Source organism: Vibrio sp. MACH09 (genome assembly GCF_033238805.1).
GTDB lineage: Bacteria > Pseudomonadota > Gammaproteobacteria > Enterobacterales > Vibrionaceae > Vibrio.
The window spans coordinates 21,478-37,303 of sequence record NZ_BSFZ01000002.1 but is presented as its reverse complement, the minus strand read 5'-3'; the positions used below and the strand labels follow the sequence as shown (position 1 = coordinate 37,303).

Annotated in this window: 21 protein-coding genes; 10 read left to right on the top strand and 11 right to left on the bottom strand. The window is 41.4% G+C overall.

The genetic code is table 11. The annotated features are described in order from the left end of the window. Positions 1-5 precede the first annotated feature (5 nt). The 6 genes from CHJ_RS15350 to CHJ_RS15325 form a co-directional block, all read right to left on the bottom strand. Complete coding sequence (locus CHJ_RS15350; RefSeq protein ID WP_317918164.1) at positions 6-533, bottom strand: hypothetical protein; 528 nt, start codon at positions 531-533, stop codon at positions 6-8. Continuing rightward, positions 533-1,468: an ABC transporter substrate-binding protein gene (locus CHJ_RS15345; RefSeq protein ID WP_317918163.1), complete on the bottom strand. Its 936-nt coding sequence runs from the start codon at positions 1,466-1,468 to the stop codon at positions 533-535. The genes CHJ_RS15350 and CHJ_RS15345 overlap by 1 nt, the downstream gene beginning before the upstream one ends. Positions 1,469-1,471: 3 nt before the next feature. Further along, on the bottom strand, positions 1,472-2,143 hold the full coding sequence (locus CHJ_RS15340; protein ID WP_317918162.1) for an ABC transporter ATP-binding protein: 672 nt from the start codon (positions 2,141-2,143) through the stop codon (positions 1,472-1,474). Then, positions 2,143-2,901 carry an ABC transporter permease gene (locus CHJ_RS15335; protein ID WP_317918161.1) on the bottom strand — a complete coding sequence of 253 codons (759 nt, stop codon included), beginning with the start codon at positions 2,899-2,901 and terminating at the stop codon, positions 2,143-2,145. The genes CHJ_RS15340 and CHJ_RS15335 overlap by 1 nt, the downstream gene beginning before the upstream one ends. Next, the gene (locus tag CHJ_RS15330; RefSeq protein WP_317918160.1) at positions 2,898-3,485 is read right to left on the bottom strand and encodes a hypothetical protein; all 588 of its coding nucleotides are present in this window, start codon (positions 3,483-3,485) and stop codon (positions 2,898-2,900) included. The genes CHJ_RS15335 and CHJ_RS15330 overlap by 4 nt, the downstream gene beginning before the upstream one ends. A 104-nt stretch (positions 3,486-3,589) precedes the next feature. Continuing rightward, positions 3,590-4,153 carry a dihydrofolate reductase family protein gene (locus CHJ_RS15325; protein ID WP_317918159.1) on the bottom strand — a complete coding sequence of 188 codons (564 nt, stop codon included), beginning with the start codon at positions 4,151-4,153 and terminating at the stop codon, positions 3,590-3,592. An 83-nt stretch (positions 4,154-4,236) separates the two neighbouring features. On the opposite strand from CHJ_RS15325, the gene CHJ_RS15320 reads away from it, so the two are divergent. Beyond that, the gene (locus CHJ_RS15320; RefSeq protein WP_317918158.1) at positions 4,237-4,797 is read left to right on the top strand and encodes a TetR/AcrR family transcriptional regulator; all 561 of its coding nucleotides are present in this window, start codon (positions 4,237-4,239) and stop codon (positions 4,795-4,797) included. 107 nt (positions 4,798-4,904) lie between these two features. After that, positions 4,905-6,236 carry a D-serine ammonia-lyase gene (locus CHJ_RS15315; RefSeq protein WP_317918157.1) on the top strand — a complete coding sequence of 444 codons (1,332 nt, stop codon included), beginning with the start codon at positions 4,905-4,907 and terminating at the stop codon, positions 6,234-6,236. A gap of 165 nt (positions 6,237-6,401) precedes the next feature. Here the strand turns inward: CHJ_RS15315 and CHJ_RS15310 are convergent, their stop codons facing one another. Continuing rightward, positions 6,402-7,010 carry a DNA-3-methyladenine glycosylase family protein gene (locus CHJ_RS15310; protein WP_317918156.1) on the bottom strand — a complete coding sequence of 203 codons (609 nt, stop codon included), beginning with the start codon at positions 7,008-7,010 and terminating at the stop codon, positions 6,402-6,404. A 189-nt stretch (positions 7,011-7,199) separates the two neighbouring features. Here CHJ_RS15310 and ada point away from each other — a divergent pair, with 189 nt between their 5' ends. Then, positions 7,200-8,261 (top strand): bifunctional DNA-binding transcriptional regulator/O6-methylguanine-DNA methyltransferase Ada, encoded by a 1,062-nt coding sequence (ada, locus tag CHJ_RS15305; protein ID WP_317918155.1) that lies wholly within the window; start codon positions 7,200-7,202, stop codon positions 8,259-8,261. A 59-nt stretch (positions 8,262-8,320) separates the two neighbouring features. Here ada and CHJ_RS15300 read toward each other — a convergent pair whose 3' ends face one another. The 4 genes from CHJ_RS15300 to CHJ_RS15285 all read right to left on the bottom strand — a co-directional run bounded on the left by CHJ_RS15300 (position 8,321) and on the right by CHJ_RS15285 (position 11,048). Further along, positions 8,321-8,611, bottom strand: a complete 291-nt coding sequence (locus tag CHJ_RS15300; RefSeq protein ID WP_171751608.1) for a putative quinol monooxygenase — start codon at positions 8,609-8,611, stop codon at positions 8,321-8,323. Positions 8,612-8,784: 173 nt separating this feature from the next. Next, positions 8,785-9,912: an acyl-CoA desaturase gene (locus CHJ_RS15295; protein WP_171751609.1), complete on the bottom strand. Its 1,128-nt coding sequence runs from the start codon at positions 9,910-9,912 to the stop codon at positions 8,785-8,787. Positions 9,913-10,052: 140 nt separating this feature from the next. Beyond that, positions 10,053-10,385, bottom strand: coding sequence for a zinc ribbon domain-containing protein YjdM (locus tag CHJ_RS15290; protein WP_171751610.1), 333 nt, complete (start codon positions 10,383-10,385; stop codon positions 10,053-10,055). Positions 10,386-10,709: 324 nt separating this feature from the next. After that, complete coding sequence (locus tag CHJ_RS15285) at positions 10,710-11,048, bottom strand: cytosolic protein (protein ID WP_317918154.1); 339 nt, start codon at positions 11,046-11,048, stop codon at positions 10,710-10,712. Between the two features lie 195 nt (positions 11,049-11,243). Between CHJ_RS15285 and CHJ_RS15280 the strand changes: the two genes are divergently transcribed. The 7 genes from CHJ_RS15280 to CHJ_RS15250 all read left to right on the top strand — a co-directional run bounded on the left by CHJ_RS15280 (position 11,244) and on the right by CHJ_RS15250 (position 15,666). Then, the gene (locus tag CHJ_RS15280; RefSeq protein ID WP_317918153.1) at positions 11,244-11,588 is read left to right on the top strand and encodes an antibiotic biosynthesis monooxygenase family protein; all 345 of its coding nucleotides are present in this window, start codon (positions 11,244-11,246) and stop codon (positions 11,586-11,588) included. A 132-nt stretch (positions 11,589-11,720) separates the two neighbouring features. Continuing rightward, positions 11,721-12,371, top strand: a complete 651-nt coding sequence (locus CHJ_RS15275; protein ID WP_317919193.1) for a winged helix-turn-helix domain-containing protein — start codon at positions 11,721-11,723, stop codon at positions 12,369-12,371. Positions 12,372-12,828: 457 nt separating this feature from the next. Beyond that, the gene (locus CHJ_RS15270) at positions 12,829-13,194 is read left to right on the top strand and encodes a hypothetical protein (protein WP_317918152.1); all 366 of its coding nucleotides are present in this window, start codon (positions 12,829-12,831) and stop codon (positions 13,192-13,194) included. Between the two features lie 36 nt (positions 13,195-13,230). After that, a complete protein-coding gene (locus CHJ_RS15265) occupies positions 13,231-13,614 on the top strand; it encodes a hypothetical protein (RefSeq protein ID WP_317918151.1) in 384 nt (127 codons plus the stop codon). 149 nt (positions 13,615-13,763) lie between these two features. Then, a complete protein-coding gene (locus CHJ_RS15260) occupies positions 13,764-14,402 on the top strand; it encodes a hypothetical protein (protein WP_317918150.1) in 639 nt (212 codons plus the stop codon). A gap of 172 nt (positions 14,403-14,574) precedes the next feature. Next, positions 14,575-15,096: a hypothetical protein gene (locus CHJ_RS15255; RefSeq protein ID WP_317918149.1), complete on the top strand. Its 522-nt coding sequence runs from the start codon at positions 14,575-14,577 to the stop codon at positions 15,094-15,096. A 303-nt stretch (positions 15,097-15,399) separates the two neighbouring features. Beyond that, the gene (locus tag CHJ_RS15250; RefSeq protein ID WP_317918148.1) at positions 15,400-15,666 is read left to right on the top strand and encodes a hypothetical protein; all 267 of its coding nucleotides are present in this window, start codon (positions 15,400-15,402) and stop codon (positions 15,664-15,666) included. Positions 15,667-15,826 lie beyond the last annotated feature (160 nt).

Below are 15,826 nucleotides of genomic sequence, written 5' to 3'. Positions count from 1 at the left end.
TGACTTTACTTTATCCATTGAGTATTAAACAGGCGAGACTCTGGCTCTGATAGTATTTGTTCTACCTTTGCTTGCTTATACTGCAGATAATGTTGACGTTCGTGTGTATGGTCTGCTTCTTGCCACTTAGACACTTGTTGACGAAATTCATCATCAAAGATATCGGCAGAAGGCCATATACGTAGTGCCCTATCGGAGTAATGAATATCAAAAACAAACTGCCCACCTATGGACATCGGTGCATCAGGGTGGTTGCTCATTGGCTTCTGCAAACATCGGCCTTCTCTAACTGCCATGCTAATCATTTCAACGCAATCCACAATGCCCGGCCCAGGGAACCCCAAAGTCCAGTATAGTTTCCGTCTCATCACGGGTTCATCTGGAGATAAAAGCGCAAATGCATGTTTGCACAGCCTTGTCATCAAAGCTGCGGCGATAACATTGGCAGGCCCGGTATATTTAAGAAGGTCTTGGTTATTCAGAGTGATGACGCCATCTTGATCACTAACCTCAAAGTAATGTGTTGTCATCATTACTCCTCCAACGCTTTGACTTGTACTATTTTCTTAATATCAACAGGTTGACGCATCATGTCATTTTCCAACATAAATTGCATATCTAGAGCTAGGCTTTTCATGTCTTCTTCATTGAGTCGTTGAGTAAAGTGCGCCCAATCATACAGTTTCTTTGCGTCCTCAATGCTTATTTGTTGAAGCTTAGCACCAAGTTCAATCGCTTCCTGTGGATTGTTTTTTATCCATTTAGCCGCATCATCGTGTGCTTTTCGGGCTGCCTCAATCCAATTAGGGTGTTGGTTGATGATAGTTTCGCTGGATGCCATAACTAATTTGGGAACAACTAACCCTGTTGCTGTGGTAATGACATTGGCTCCATCTTTCTCCGCATTAATTACAAAACCCGCGGCTAGAAGAGCCGCATCAATTTGTCCAGACTGAAGCGCTGCAAATGCCTGAGGCAGACCCATTTGGATAAATTCCACATCCTGAATGGTCATATTTTCTTTTACCAACGCAGCCACCAAAGTTTGGTGTAGCACAGTACCTTTTGGCCCAGCGATTTTTTTACCTTTTAAATCCGCTACTGATTTTGGTCCTCCTTTTGCTCCAACAATAGCAAATGTGTCCGTAGGTCGAGATACACCCGCAATCACTCTTACGGGGTTATTTGCGCCATTTGCCATTAGTACCGATGCAGTGTTCATCACACCGGCAATATGCAGATCACCGCTGGCTAAGGCTTGAGCTTGTTTTGCACCTGATGTTATTTCATGCCACTGCACATCAACATTTTGTTTCGCCATCTCTTTGTCGAGAATTCCGTGCTCTTTCATTACCATCATCTGAAGATTAAATGGTGAACGCACATAACTGATATTTAATGTTTCAGAGAGAGCCTGTGAACTAAATGCCAGTGCACAGAGTGCAATAGAGACCAATTTTTTATTCATTTTTTACCTCATTTCAAAATATTTTTGGACTTCCGGAACCATGTTTTCTGGATATCCGGATGGTTTTTTAATAAATGTCGTTATAATTTTTCCACCTTGCATGACGGCAAGTTGATCGCTTATCAATTTTGCTTCTCGCAAATCGTGGGTAACAAATAGACAGTTAAGTTGGTTCTCTTTTATTAGCTTGACCAACATTTTTTGTAATTCTGATCTCGTATTAACGTCTAGAGCGGCAAAAGGCTCATCCATTAACAGCAGTTTTGCATCTCGCATCAATGCGCGAGCAATGGCGACACGCTGTGCCATGCCTCCAGACAATTCTCTGGGGAACTGATGTTCGATACCATCAAGTCGGACTTTATGTAGAGCGTCTGAAATACGTTTTTTCTTTTGGGCATCTCGAAAAGGTAAAGCAAGGGATAGGTTTTCTTCGACAGTAAGCCATGGAAGTAACCGAGGATCCTGAAAAACGACGCTTTGAGAGGTATCATTTATATCAACGGAACCACTGTCTAAAGGTAACAAACCTGCAACTATGCGAAGTAATGTTGATTTTCCGCAACCGGAAAGACCGACTAGTGAGGTGATGGAGTAGGTAGAGAGATCAAGGCTAAGGTTGTTGATAACATCTTGATTACCTAGACGTTTACATATTTTATTTAAGCTAGCCATTACTTCGCCACCTCTGGAAATCGGTGGGTAATTCGACCACAAACAACACGGTAAAACAGAGTATCTAACAACCAACCGATAAGCCCTATTGTTAGAATTCCCACCATGACATCATCGGTTCTCATCATCTCTTGAGAATCAATAATTAAGAACCCCAACCCTGCAGACGCCGCAATAAGTTCAGCACCAATTAATGCACGCCAACTATAACCAAACCCTAGCCGTACCCCCGTAACGATAGAGGGCACCGCACTTGGAATCATAATGAAGGTAAAAAATCGTAGCGGTGATAAACCTAATGATGAAGCAAGTTCCCTGTATTCAGGGCGCACCCGTTGCAGACCGTCACGTATATTGAGATATATGGGAAATACAGACGCGAGAACAATAATCGAAAGCTGGGTAGCATTGCCTATGCCTAACCACAAAATTAATAGTGGTGTCATGGCCAAAGGTGGAATCATGCGCAGTAGCGCTAGTGGTGCCGATACCAGATGCTCAAGGGTGCTGGACCAGTGTGTTAACAATGCAACATTAAAAGCAAGAAAACAGCTAATTAGAAAACCCTGAAATACTCGTTCTAATGAAGTCAAAATATGATTTATTAGAACACCATTTTCCAGCATGTTTTGAGCAGCTGTTGCCACCATATAAGGCGGTGGAAGAAGGTACGATGAGACCAGCCCTGAACTAGAAACCAGTTGCCAGTAGATTAAGATAAGGACTGGAGTAGCTATGATTTTGACTTTGTTTTTCATATCTGGCGGAGCACATCTTGAGCTCTGTTTTGCAGCAGTGTGTTTGCCAATTGATATTTTAGAGCGGTCCACTGTTTTAATACCGCGTCGTCGGTATTCGGCCTTTTAGTTGCTCTTCCCGTTTGAATAAAATCGTTACTAGGGCTGCCCGCTAACGCCGTCAGTTGGTAGCTGGTGTTTGGTGTGTTTGTATTTAGGCAGTAAAATTTGAAATAGAGATCACCGGTCACGCCTTCGTTGGCGTCGGGGTGATGATAATTCTCATCCAAGTGATAGCGATGCTCAGTGTACATTCTGGTACAAAGCTCAAACACATCTCGTGCACCTAACCCCGGAAAAGAGGTGAATAATGCAATATCTCGTCTTTGCACTAATTGCTCATCGGATATTAGGCTTTGGAAGAGTTGCAGTAAGCGAAACCCAAGAACTACACCACCCACGGCATCGTAGCCGTGGTAATTAAAACAGTCCTGTAGAGTAAACGTTACTGGTGTTGTGCCATCAAGAAGCGTTAGTTCAGGTTCAACCCATAAGTCTTGGTGAATAAGAGAGTGCATCATATTCTTTCTGTAAATGATAATCATTATCATCTTACTAGATGCATTCACAGGTTTCAACTTGTATATCGGGCGATACAAGTGAACTTTTTCGGTTTCGCTGAACTAGAATTTAGTGAGCGGTGACCTTATTACTGATAGGTGACTGTGTACTTAACTTGAACAAAGTTATTGGCAAATGCAGTTGCTGTTACGTTTTCCAGCTTGATGTCATGCGCAACTTTGCCAAACAAGGGAATACCTTCTCCTAGTAATATAGGGGCACGAGTAATGATGATCTCATTGATCAGTTTTAGATTAATGAAAGCCTGAACGGTTTTACCTCCGTCAATATAGGCATGCTTATGTCCATCGCCTTCAAGCATGGTGACGAGGTCATTGAGATCACCAGAGTAGAGCTCTACTCTCTCTTTCATATTGTCTGGCGCTTCGGTAAGGGTATTGCTGAGAACCACGATTCTCATATCCCCGTAAGGCCACTGTTCAGGAGTGAGGTTCATGGCTGAAATCACTTCCATGCACTTTCGGCCCATGATAAGACAGTCAACCGAGGCCATGTATTCTGCCCAACCCATATCAGCTTGATTCCCCATTTCTGCCTCCGGATTTCCTGCCGTATGCAACCAATCAACACTGCCATCTGTTTTTGCAATAAATCCATCAACACTGGTGGCGATAAATACAGAACATTTCATATGATTTCTCTTTGTTTAAGGTGAGATATAAGCTAGACTATTCTACACTGTAGAAATTGATATTAGTCTAGCTAGGAGAGTCAATGTCTGTCAAGGAGAAAAAACGAGGTCGCCCTAAAGGATCGGGGAGTCAGTTAAGTTCTGAAGCTATCATGATGATGGCGAAGAAATTAATGCAAGAAGAGGGAAAAATCCCCAGCATTCGTAAACTCGCGTCCAGTTTACAAGTGGATGCTATGGCGATTTATTATTACTTTGATAATAAGTCCAAACTATTAGAATCTATCACTACCTCATTAATCGAAGATATCTACGAACCTAAGGTGAGCAAAGAGTGGAAAGCAGAATTGCATGAGCTGTGTATCAGTTATTTAACTCTGTTAAGCAACTATCCCGGTCTGTTAGAAACGCTCCTCGCTATGAACTCAGAAAGCCCTGCAGAAGTCTTTATTGATAGGTTTCATTTGGTTGTTGAGCCTCTAGATCTGGATAAACCATCGGCAAAAAATGCGTTGGATTTACTCGTGGATTATCTGCACGGTTACGCGCTTGCACTTAATTGCAATGGTGAGTCACTATCGCTGAATATTGAAATGTTAAAAGGCCCGTTGGATTTCTACTGCATTGCTTTAGAAAATGCGTAGAAGCTTCATCTTAACTTTATTGTTAAATAACGCTCTTCACTTTTTCTGAATATGCCTTACATTAACTAAACGAATGGACATAGTCTCAATTGAGCTTAAGTAGAGTAATGGTAATGCCAGACATCCAAAAACTTTCCCAGACATTTCCCATCATTAATCAGCTTATCGCACTTGAAGAAGTGAGTTGGTTTAATCCAAATATCACCTGTCTTAAAGAGGGGCTGCCCTATGTAGGCTTGGACGCAACTGATATCCAACAGGCAAGTGATCGATTAATGCGATTTGCTCCATTTATAGCAAAAACGTTTCCTGAAACGATGGAAAGTCAGGGGATTATTGAGTCTGACGTTGTAGACATTCCATTAATGCAAACCAGCTTGGAGCAGCAGTACGATACTGCCATTTCGGGACGATTGATGCTGAAAAAGGATAGCCATTTGCCTATTTCTGGCTCAATTAAAGCCCGTGGGGGTATCTATGAAGTACTCACGCATGCAGAGAAACTGGCAATAGAAGCGAATTTGCTCACCATAACGGACGACTACAGCAAGCTGGCGACGGATGAATGCAAAGCGTTTTTTAAACAACATAGCATCGCGGTTGGTTCAACAGGTAACCTTGGTATGTCAATTGGTATTATGAGTGCTAAGTTGGGCTTTTCTGTTTCGGTTCATATGTCTTCCGATGCGCGAGAGTGGAAAAAAAGAACACTCCGAAAACATGGTGTCAATGTCATTGAGTATGATGAAGATTATGGCGTTGCCGTTGAACAAGGCCGTAAGGAGGCGGAAAGTGATCCGAACTGTTTCTTTATTGATGACGAAAACTCGCAAACACTTTTTCTCGGTTATGCCGTGGCCGGAGAACGAGTAAAGCAGCAGTTTGAGGATTTAAACATCAAAGTAGATAGTGAGCATCCGCTATTTGTGTATTTGCCTTGTGGTGTGGGTGGTGGTCCCGGAGGGGTGGCGTTTGGATTAAAGATGGCATTTGGCGATCACGTGCACTGTATTTTTGCTGAGCCGACACACTCTCCTTGTATGTTGCTTGGTGTGCACACTGGTTTACATGATGGCATCTCAGTACAAGAAATTGGCATTGATAATATCACTGCGGCGGATGGTTTAGCGGTTGGACGCGCTTCAGGGTTTGTGGGGCGTGCGATGGAACGTTTGCTTGATGGCTACTACACCATAACCGATGAGCGTATGTATCAGCACCTTGCACAACTGAGTGAGTTGGAAGATATTCAACTGGAACCTTCTGCCCTAGCAGGGTTAGTCGGGCCGATAAAAGTGGAGCAAGCCCGAGAATACAAAGAGCGTTTAGGGCTTGAACCGGACAAAATGAAGCATGCTACGCATCTGGTTTGGGCAACCGGAGGAGGAATGGTTCCTGTTGAGGAGATGTTGTCGTATCTCAATCATTCTGCAGATTAACCAAGTGACCTGAAGATTAACTAAGTGGCCTGAAGATTCGCTAAGTGATAAAGCGCGTACTAGAAACCGCGCTTTCATTTAATTGTATAAGGCTAGCTAACTGCGCTAATCGAGATCTTGTTTACAGCGTATGTATGAATATGTGTTGCCTGTTAAAAGCAGTAACTATTTATCACGATGATAATACTGCCAAAGAAATAGTGCCCCAGCACTTTGCCAAGGGGACCAATGCTTAATGAGCTCTCTTGCCTGTTTTGCAGTGGGTTTAGCTTCGAGCCCTTTTAACTCCCCCAGTGCAATCAGCAACCCTAAATCGTCAGCGGGAAAGATGTTTTGTCTGGAGAGGGAGAAGAGTAGGTAGATTTCTGCGCTCCAACGCCCAAACCCTTTTAATTGAATGATAGACGCAATCGCCTCTTCGTCACTGAGTTGTTCAAGCTCCTCAATATTAAATGTGCCACTGACTACTGCTTCTGCTAAGCCTTTGGCATATTCTACTTTTCTCCAAGATAATCCGGCCTCTCTTAACTGCTGATCTGACACTGCTAAGAGGTTTTGAGCGGTAACATCCCCAAGCAATAACTCAACGCGTTGCTGTATTGCCGCGGCAACTTTTATTGATAATTGCTGGCTGATAATGGTGGAAAGAAAGGTTTCAAAGCCTGGAGGTCGAGTACGTAGTGGTGGCAGTCCGATCTCTTTATATGCGTTGGCAATGTCTTCATCGACATTACATAGCGCAGTCATACCTTGGCGAAGCGTTTCATCATTCATAATGAGTGTTTATTTGCTGGTGTTAATTCTTATTATGCTAGTGGATTTTTATTGGTAGTAACATCTGATTTTTGCAACATAGCGCATTTAAAGCCGACTATTTTAAATTAGGTTGACCAGAATCGGATGGAACAAGAGTGTAACCTGAGGTTTAATGACAGTACGAAACATGAAAACGGGCTGATAAATATGTTATCTGAAATCGAAATGGAACAGGCTATTGCTAAACGTGATAAATCGGCTGATGGACGATTTGTTTATGGCGTAGTGACAACATCGATTTTTTGTCGACCTTCATGTTCATCTAAGCCAGCTAAAACGGAGAACTTACGATTTTTCTATGAGGTAGAGCAGGCCATGTTAGCCGGGTATCGACCATGCAAACGGTGTTGTCCCGCTGGACGCGATGAGAAAATGGACTGCCTGATTAAAGTGGCCAGATATATTGAGAACCATGGTGATGAGCAGATGACTTTAGCATCGCTGGCTGAGATGTTTGATTTGTCCTCATCTACTTTACAGAGAAAGTTTAAACAAGCATTCGGAGTCTCTCCAAAGCATTATCAAGATGCAGTTCGGATGGGACATTTCAAAAGATCGCTAAAAGAAGGTGACGGTGTAACAGAAGCTATTTTTGCTGCTGGATTTGGGTCCATAAGCCGAGTTTACGGCGAAGCAACGCGAAATATAGGTATGTCTCCAAAAGCGTATAAAGACGGAGGGACAGGAGAGGTCATTCATTATGCTGTCCGTCAAACTCAGTTGGGTTTTATGCTAATGGCCGCAACAGAGAAAGGAGTCTGCTTTGTGCAGTTTGCTGATGATGAACCGGCGTTGCTCACTCAACTGCAAGTGGAGTTTCCTAAAGCCCAACTTACGCTCTCTTTAGCCAAAGATAGTGTTGAGCTAGACCATTGGATTGACGCTCTAGAGCAACATATTGATCAAGGGGCACCAAGACCTGAGCTGCCTCTGGATATTCGCGGAACGGTATTTCAGATTCAGGTGTGGCGTTTTCTATTAAGCATTCAAGATGGAAGTACCGTCAGCTATGCGGATGTTGCAGTTGGAATAGATAAACCTAGAGCAGTTAGAGCGGCGGCTTCTGCTTGTGGAAAAAACAGAATTGCTGTTCTAATCCCGTGTCATCGTGTGCTAAGAGGCGATGGCAGTTTGGGTGGTTATCGTTGGGGGCAGGAAAGAAAAAAAGAGTTGCTAGAGAAAGAGAAAGCCATAACGCCCATAAAGTAAGTCAGCTTTAGATAATAGTGCATTGATCTAAAGCTGCTACCGGCATCATCTGCCCAGTGTTAACCCACTTTGGTCATTTCATTGAGAGTAAATTCCTTCACCAGCCCCTCGGTTGCCGCTACGTATTTTGCTATGTGGGCACTCTCTAAGTGAGCTTGTAATAACTCGCGAGATTCCCAGTTTTCATAAAAAACAAAATGTGCTGGATTCTCATTGTTTTGGTGAAGGTCGTAAGTGATACAACCTTTTTCTGCGCGAGTAATGTCAATCAGCTTAAGCAGCTCTGCTTTAACGAATTCAACTTTGTCTTCATTGGCAATGATGTTTGCCACTATGGTTAATGCTGTCATCAGTATTTCCTATACAGGTATTAAAGTGTTTGTTTAACTGAGGAAATAATAAACTTAATATATTAAGAGATACAGCTTACTGACAGAATCTTTATCTCATTGCTATTTGACGTTGAGAGAAGAAGGGAGGAAAAAGTGCAAAATGGAGTGAGCATTTTGCACTTTACATTTAACTATGCGTACTGCTTAACCAGTTGATTCCACAGGATACGTTGTTGTTGAACACGCAACTTGATTTGCTGGTACTCAAGCTTAGCAACGCTGTGTTCATAACGTTGAGATAGTTTCTCTTTGTTGTATGAAAGTAGCTTTTTCTTAACTGAATAGTACTCACTCATGTGAGAAAAGAGCGTATCAAATTCCTCTTGTAGCTTGGTGACTATCAGTTGTTGGTTAGGACGAGCTTGCAAATTGTTTTTCGCTTTGCTTAATAAAACAAGTGCTTTCGCTTTTTCAATTTTAAGCTTAGGCGTTACCCGCAAGTTTTTTGCCAAACCTAGCCAGTGACAACTTTTAATTAGCCATTTGGTTGGATCGTACTGCCACCATAAGATGCCGTTTCGGTAATCTCCCTCAAAAATATGATGGAAGTTATGGTACCCCTCTCCAAAGGTGAAAATCGCGAGAATGCCGTTATCTCTAGCGGTATTTTTTACCGTATAAGGCTGCGTTCCCCAAATGTGAGCGAGTGAGTTGATGAAAAAAGTAGAGTGGTGGCTAAGGAACAGTCGAACGGCTCCGACAATGAGTAGCATACCGATAATATCGTTGTAGATTATTCCCAGCGCAAGAGGGATGCCGATGTTGGTTAATACCGCCAGTGCCAAATAGTATTTGTGCTGCCACATAACAATATGATCTTTTTGCAGATCTCGGCAGTTTCTATAGTCGGAGTAAGTGGCGTGGTTATAGTTACGAAGCATCCAACCAATATGCGAGTACCAAAATCCCATTTTCGCAGAGTAGGGGTCTTTATGGTTATCATCGACAAATTTGTGGTGTGGCCTATGGTCGGAAGACCAGTGCAAGGCACTATTTTGCAAAGCGAATGCACCGCCAATTGCGTAGATCCAACGCAGAGAGGCATGAGCTTCATAGGCTTTGTGAGCCCATAACCGGTGGTAGCCAGCGGTTATAGAAAGGTTGCAAAAGCTAAAGGTTATAAAGAACCAAATCGCGTGAGACCATCCGTAACCATTGTAGTAGCCATATATAGGAGCGGCGACCAATGCCAGCAACGCGACCGACAGAAAAACAATAACATTTAACCAAATTAAAGGTGGTTTACTACTCGAATCCATTTTCCATATGCCATTTGAGTGAACAGTTGTACGCTAGAATATCAGCGTACAATTGTTCACTCAACCTACAAGCCACAAGTTTTTGAGTTAAGTCTTATTCTCATGCAACCCATATCGAACAACTTGCGTAACCTTATCGACTAAGCTTTTTTAACATATTTTGCGGTGACCAACATCTCACCAGCACCATCCAATTTGCAATCTAATTGGTGGTCCTTTCCTTCGATAATACGTTTTATTACGCCTTTGGTGCCTATTTTAAGGTTGAGTGAACTGCCTTTTACTTTGAGATCTTTCACTAGCGTAATTTTATCACCCTGTTCGAGCTGCTTTCCGTTGACATCATGTACCGTAAATTGATTTTCAGCTTCTTCAATTGGGTTCCACTCATAGGCACATTCAGGGCAAACGAGGTGAGCTTGATCTTGATAAACATACTCAGAGCGGCAATTGGGACAAGGAGGAAATGACATTATTGGTGACTTCTACTGGTTAATTTGTTTTGTATTTTAATGAATTGCTGTGCTCAGTCTATTCATTATTCGAGGTGAATTATCTATAGAACGCAGTCAAGTATTACAGCCAATACAGGAAGCGGATGGTATTTTCTATCTTCTTGGTTCATATGCATAGCATCAGTTTACGTTCGACACCTAACAAGTTTTGCCTAATGTTGAATCTGTTTGGTGTTAGATTGCATTTTTTGTTGAACCATAACAGTTGGCGTTTTTAACGAGGAATTGCCCCATTCCTTACTAGGGAGGCCAATTCGCCGATTTCAACTTACTGAATAGTTTTCAGTCTATTCGAGTAATAAAGGTTTGCTCGTCATCCACAAAAGCCACAAAACCGTCGCAATAGATAAACACTCGACCACGCCCCTCAACTAGGCAGGCAAGTTGTGGATTCAAATCTTCTTCATTATCCGGGCTTTGAAAAGTGCCAGTATCGGTGATTACGCCGCTGAGTGTAGGCAAATATCCATAAGTGCGCTTGGCTTGATCAATCAAGTTCAATTCGCTGGCGGTAGAGAAGCATAAGGGAATCGCACCGGCATCTTCGATAAATAGAGTTTTCAGTTCTTCAAAAGCTGTAATCACCAGCCAGTCGATACCGTTTACATGATGGATAAACATAGAGTTTCTCGGTAATTCTGATGCGGAGATTCTATCATTATCAGGAGCAGAACGTAGTAGAGATTTAGTTGCTAAAGATGAAAGTCTCAGGACGTAGAGCTAAATACAGCCATACTTCGACCACCAACGAAGTATCAAGAAATCCGTCTGCTAATATGACCAAATCAGTTGAGCCAGACCAAAGAGAAATAAAATATGATTGCTGTCATTTTTGAAGTTCAGATTGCTGAGGGTAAAACAGCAGAATACTTAGCTATTGCCAATGAAATAAAATCACAATTAGCAGACATTGATGGTTTTATCTCCGTTGAACGCTTTCAAAGCCTGACCAATGATGGAAAGGTGCTTTCCTTATCGTTTTGGGAAAATGAAGACGCGATTCAAGAGTGGCGTGCATTAGAGTCGCATAGATTTGCACAAACTAAAGGGCGCGGTGGCGTATTTAAAGACTATAGATTGAGGGTGGCGGGCGTTATAAGAGATTATGGCATGAACCATCGCTCTGAAGCCCCTAAAGATAGTGTCGACGCGCATGGATGATATAACGAAATTGATCATTGTCACCAGTCACTATACATTGACTGCATCTACCATAGAGACATAGGCGCCCTAAATTTGAGCAAGCAAGATAACCTTTCAGGTGAGCTAGAAAACTACAGTCAAGAAGCCGATATGGCAGCACTAGCGGCAGCCATGTCTGATACTTCAAGGATGAAGATTCTATGTGCCCTTATGGATGGAAGAGCTTGGACAGCAACGGAGTTAAGCGCTGTTGCTGGTATTGCAGCATCGACAGCCAGTTCTCACCTATCACGTTTGGTAAAAGCGAACCTCTTGATATGCTTATCTCAGGGACGGCATCGATATTTTCGTTTGTCTAACAACAACATAGCCTCCTTGTTGGAAGGTATGATGGGAGTGACTTTTCAGGCAAATAATCCTGCGCGCTCGAAAGTTCCTCAAGAACTACTGACAGCAAGAACTTGCTACGACCACTTAGCCGGAGACATAGCCGTAAAATTATACGACTCACTAGTTTTAAACGGTTGGCTTGAAAATGATGGTAGTGATCTAACCCTGCAAGGGAAAGCCAAGTTTCTAAAGCTCGGTATTCGCCTCGACGTAAAAACTAAACGTAAAAAATGTTGCCCATGTTTAGACTGGAGTGAGCGAAAGTATCACCTTGGTGGATTTTTAGGATCATCGTTACTCGAATTTCTTGAAACCTATAATTGGATAGAACGCGTACCGGGATACCGTGAAGTAATGATTACGCCTAAAGGTTATCAAGAGCTAAGCCATCACTTTCAGATTGGCAAATAAAGCTTTTAATCTCATTTATGTTGCTTCTGTTCAATAGTGAGCTAGCTGCTAGGGTTAGCTTACTTTTGCCCCTTTTCAGTTTAGTACTGCTTCTCATATCACTTTTAATACATCATCATTGCGTAAATCCCTTTCTGTATATCCGTACAGTTTATTAGGTTTGAATCTGGTTTGAATATGAAAGATGGCTTGTTTTGTTGAGTGCTTAGTCTCGCTTTGTAGATAGAGGATTTAATAAGTCATTGTTCATTAGAAGATTTGGTGATGATCATACCTTAGATAACACGCACTGTTAAAAAGTGATAACACGCTGGCGCGTTTTTATGTGATGACAGAATACATAGTTCGATGTATTTGCTTTAATTTTTAGTGAGTTATGATAAGTTGATGGAAAGTCAAGTAGACAGAAAAACGAGACTGCCTGTTATTAAGAATGTTATGTGCATAGGAGAAAATTATGCTCAAAAAGACATTAGTTTTATTTCTTTTACTCTGGAGTAATTTGGCCATGTCTAATAATTACACTTCTCAAGACTTGTTAGTCTTCATATACGAAAATGTAACTGTTGACGCACCGGAAGGCTGGCAACATATAATCGCTAAATTCTCAGTGACAACGAACGATGGGCGTACTAAAAAGCAGTCATTGTACGAAGCCAAGCTTGCTGATAACGAATGGGTTAAGTTCCAAACAAACAATGTTTTTGGTCCACCTAATGCGGCGCATGAGTTAATGAAATTAAATGGTAAGGACGGTAATACACCAGAAGTTATAACTGTGTTCATCAGATCTGATGGAACCGTTGCATACGAGTTCGAGTAAAGCGTATAGTAAGAATGTTATACGTTTGAGGTAATAATGATACAGGTAGAACTGCCTTTAGATGACAATATTGAGTTGCTCCTTGAAGCTATTGGCCATGAAAGGCAGGAACTACTAAATATGGAGTTAGCTGAGTTTCTTCAATACCGTGACAAAGGTTACTTCACTCGAACTAAATATCGCCTTTCGGCTAGTGCGGATATGAATGCGCATATTGAAGTTTCTATCTCCAATAATGACCATCTAGTCCTAGTTTTACAGCCTAGAACAGAATCAGTTCAATCAGAGCTGGAGCGAATAGTTAGGGCATTCAATGCAGCTAGAGGTTGTAATGGTATTGTCGATCCGAAGAAGTTTTCTCAAGGCTTATCTGAGGAAGCTGCAAGGGGCGTTAGAGAGTATCTTAACAAAAACGTATAACAAGAAATTTAAGAGTGATTCACAACGCTTGGCGCCCTCATTTCAAGTCAGTTTTGTGTTTATGGCACAATGGTTTAGGTTAGGTGGTTCGCGTTGTTCACACCTTAATTTGGCGTTATATTTATCTACAAATTATAGAGGGCCTAATAATGAAAAAAATATTTACATTTACCACATTAATTGTTTTTTTTGTGTTCGGGAGTAATCAGGTTTTTGCTAATGATATTGGTTTTGGTGAAATAACAGGCGATGTATATGTAAATGAATATTTCAATATGTCAATATCGGTTCCTAAGGGATGGGCTGTTCAAAGTCAAGCTGCAATAGAAGAAATATCCGATCGTGGTGGTGACTTGATTGCTGGCGAAGATAAAAATTTACAACTCGCCATTAAAGAAGCAGAAAAACAAACTGTCAATTTATTTGCATTCTTCAAGTATGAACAAGGTTCTCCCGTAGAGTTTAACCCAAGCATTATAGCTGTAGCAGAGCGTGTAACTTACATGCCAGGTATAAAAAGAGGTTCTGACTATCTATTTCATGTCAAAAGGATACTTCAGGCTGGGCAAGTAAGATATACATTCCCCCAAGAGACATACACCAAAGAAATATCAGGTGTTTCATTTGATGTAATGCCCGCCGAAATTAGTATGGGTGCTATGACTGTATCTCAGGAATATTACGCAACAAGAATTAAGGGCTATGTATTGAGCTTTGTTTTAACCTATTCGTCTGAGCTAGAAATTAAAGAACTAACCCAACTTATTGATAAAATTGAATTTTTATAATAGTTTAATGGTAATTATAAAAATATAACAATTCGAGCAAGCGGGACGCCGTAATCGGCGCCCCTTCTTGAGGCGTTATACATTAAAAAGGAAGTGAATCACAATTATGTTAACTTTGTCTATTTTGCTGATTTTTATAGGGATAGTTTTGTATTTTACAGTCGTTGTAGACATGTTTAAGCAAAAAATATGGTTGGGTTTCTTAGGGCTGTTCTTATTTCCTTTCACTTATTATCACGCGTTTAAAAATTACTCTGGCAATAAGCTTCGTATGGGTTTGCTCTTAGTTGTCACGACACTATTACCTTTTACCTATATTCAGCTAGAGCTAAGTGCCGCTGGAAGTGAGTTGGAACCATTTTTGACTTCAGTAGGTGAAAGTAATCTTCTTAATTGCTCCCTAGAGTCATCGGTTATGTCATCTGGTGGTGTAACATTTTACACGTTATTTTGTTCCAGTAAGTTATCCGAAAGCCTTAAATATACGAGTGAAAGCGAGCTGGTCGATGTTTACAGGAAAAATATAATTCAACCTGCTTTATCGGTTTATCGAGACAGCTTCGGGAAAGTAGAGGGTAAAGGGATTGTGCTAGGCATCAAATCTCCTTCAAGTCTTATGGCTTGCTACAAAATAGAGAATCCCGGAAATGTTATTGAAGCATGGAGTTCTGGGTTGTCGGATCCGTGTGGGTAAGAAATGTATAACAAACGCTTAAAGAGTGATTCGCAACGCGTGGCATTTTCACTATGCGTTTATTCTAGTGATTAAGGTGGCGTGCGGAAATGTAACCATCCCCTAAAATAGGTGTATTCCGATTTAGAGTTCTTCCGTTTAAACTAAGTAAAACGGAGAACGATGATGAAAAACTCACGTAACTCAGAATACTCTAAATTATCTTCAATATTACTTGACGAGCGCTTGTAGTTCAGCCATTGTGAATTTATCTAACCTTATGATATGTATGGTTATAATTAGGCGTAGAGTTAAGGAGTATAGATGAGTAGATTTCATTTTTTTATCAAGGGAGATACAAAGACCCATTTAGACATAGACAGTAAAGCCTACGGTGAAGAAAAAGACCAATTGTTATCTCAGGGGTTTGAGCGTATTGGAGGAACAATACATGCCGAAAACAGCTGTGAAGCATACGAAAAACACGAGAGTGAACTAAGAAGTGAGCTGTCTTACCTTGTAGGGGGCAATAACTTGCTTCGCTTTGCTAAGGGACTCAACTCTCTAATGAGAAAACGTAATCAGAAATAATTCTTTAAAAGCGATAATTTGCTCCTAGTGCTACGCAGATTAACGTTGTTCACAAACCTAAAGAAAATTGCATAAGTATTTTGAAGTTAGTTCTCATTTATAAATCAGGCCAGCATGCTCCCCAAGTAGAAAGAAAGCAGCTGTTCACTTCAGACCTCAT

Coding starts and splice junctions, on each gene's coding strand:
- CHJ_RS15330 (WP_317918160.1), bottom strand. CDS start 3,485: ATGATTATCATTTACAGAAAGAATATGATGCACTCTCTTATTCACCAA.
- CHJ_RS15315 (WP_317918157.1), top strand. CDS start 4,905: ATGGTAATGCCAGACATCCAAAAACTTTCCCAGACATTTCCCATCATT.
- CHJ_RS15275 (WP_317919193.1), top strand. CDS start 11,721: ATGGCAGCACTAGCGGCAGCCATGTCTGATACTTCAAGGATGAAGATT.
- CHJ_RS15285 (WP_317918154.1), bottom strand. CDS start 11,048: ATGTTTATCCATCATGTAAACGGTATCGACTGGCTGGTGATTACAGCT.
- CHJ_RS15325 (WP_317918159.1), bottom strand. CDS start 4,153: ATGAAATGTTCTGTATTTATCGCCACCAGTGTTGATGGATTTATTGCA.
- CHJ_RS15290 (WP_171751610.1), bottom strand. CDS start 10,385: ATGTCATTTCCTCCTTGTCCCAATTGCCGCTCTGAGTATGTTTATCAA.
- CHJ_RS15265 (WP_317918151.1), top strand. CDS start 13,231: ATGATACAGGTAGAACTGCCTTTAGATGACAATATTGAGTTGCTCCTT.
- ada (WP_317918155.1), top strand. CDS start 7,200: ATGTTATCTGAAATCGAAATGGAACAGGCTATTGCTAAACGTGATAAA.
- CHJ_RS15350 (WP_317918164.1), bottom strand. CDS start 533: ATGATGACAACACATTACTTTGAGGTTAGTGATCAAGATGGCGTCATC.
- CHJ_RS15300 (WP_171751608.1), bottom strand. CDS start 8,611: ATGACAGCATTAACCATAGTGGCAAACATCATTGCCAATGAAGACAAA.
- CHJ_RS15345 (WP_317918163.1), bottom strand. CDS start 1,468: ATGAATAAAAAATTGGTCTCTATTGCACTCTGTGCACTGGCATTTAGT.
- CHJ_RS15270 (WP_317918152.1), top strand. CDS start 12,829: ATGCTCAAAAAGACATTAGTTTTATTTCTTTTACTCTGGAGTAATTTG.
- CHJ_RS15260 (WP_317918150.1), top strand. CDS start 13,764: ATGAAAAAAATATTTACATTTACCACATTAATTGTTTTTTTTGTGTTC.
- CHJ_RS15250 (WP_317918148.1), top strand. CDS start 15,400: ATGAGTAGATTTCATTTTTTTATCAAGGGAGATACAAAGACCCATTTA.
- CHJ_RS15295 (WP_171751609.1), bottom strand. CDS start 9,912: ATGGATTCGAGTAGTAAACCACCTTTAATTTGGTTAAATGTTATTGTT.
- CHJ_RS15340 (WP_317918162.1), bottom strand. CDS start 2,143: ATGGCTAGCTTAAATAAAATATGTAAACGTCTAGGTAATCAAGATGTT.
- CHJ_RS15320 (WP_317918158.1), top strand. CDS start 4,237: ATGTCTGTCAAGGAGAAAAAACGAGGTCGCCCTAAAGGATCGGGGAGT.
- CHJ_RS15255 (WP_317918149.1), top strand. CDS start 14,575: ATGTTTAAGCAAAAAATATGGTTGGGTTTCTTAGGGCTGTTCTTATTT.
- CHJ_RS15280 (WP_317918153.1), top strand. CDS start 11,244: ATGATTGCTGTCATTTTTGAAGTTCAGATTGCTGAGGGTAAAACAGCA.
- CHJ_RS15335 (WP_317918161.1), bottom strand. CDS start 2,901: ATGAAAAACAAAGTCAAAATCATAGCTACTCCAGTCCTTATCTTAATC.
- CHJ_RS15310 (WP_317918156.1), bottom strand. CDS start 7,010: ATGAATGATGAAACGCTTCGCCAAGGTATGACTGCGCTATGTAATGTC.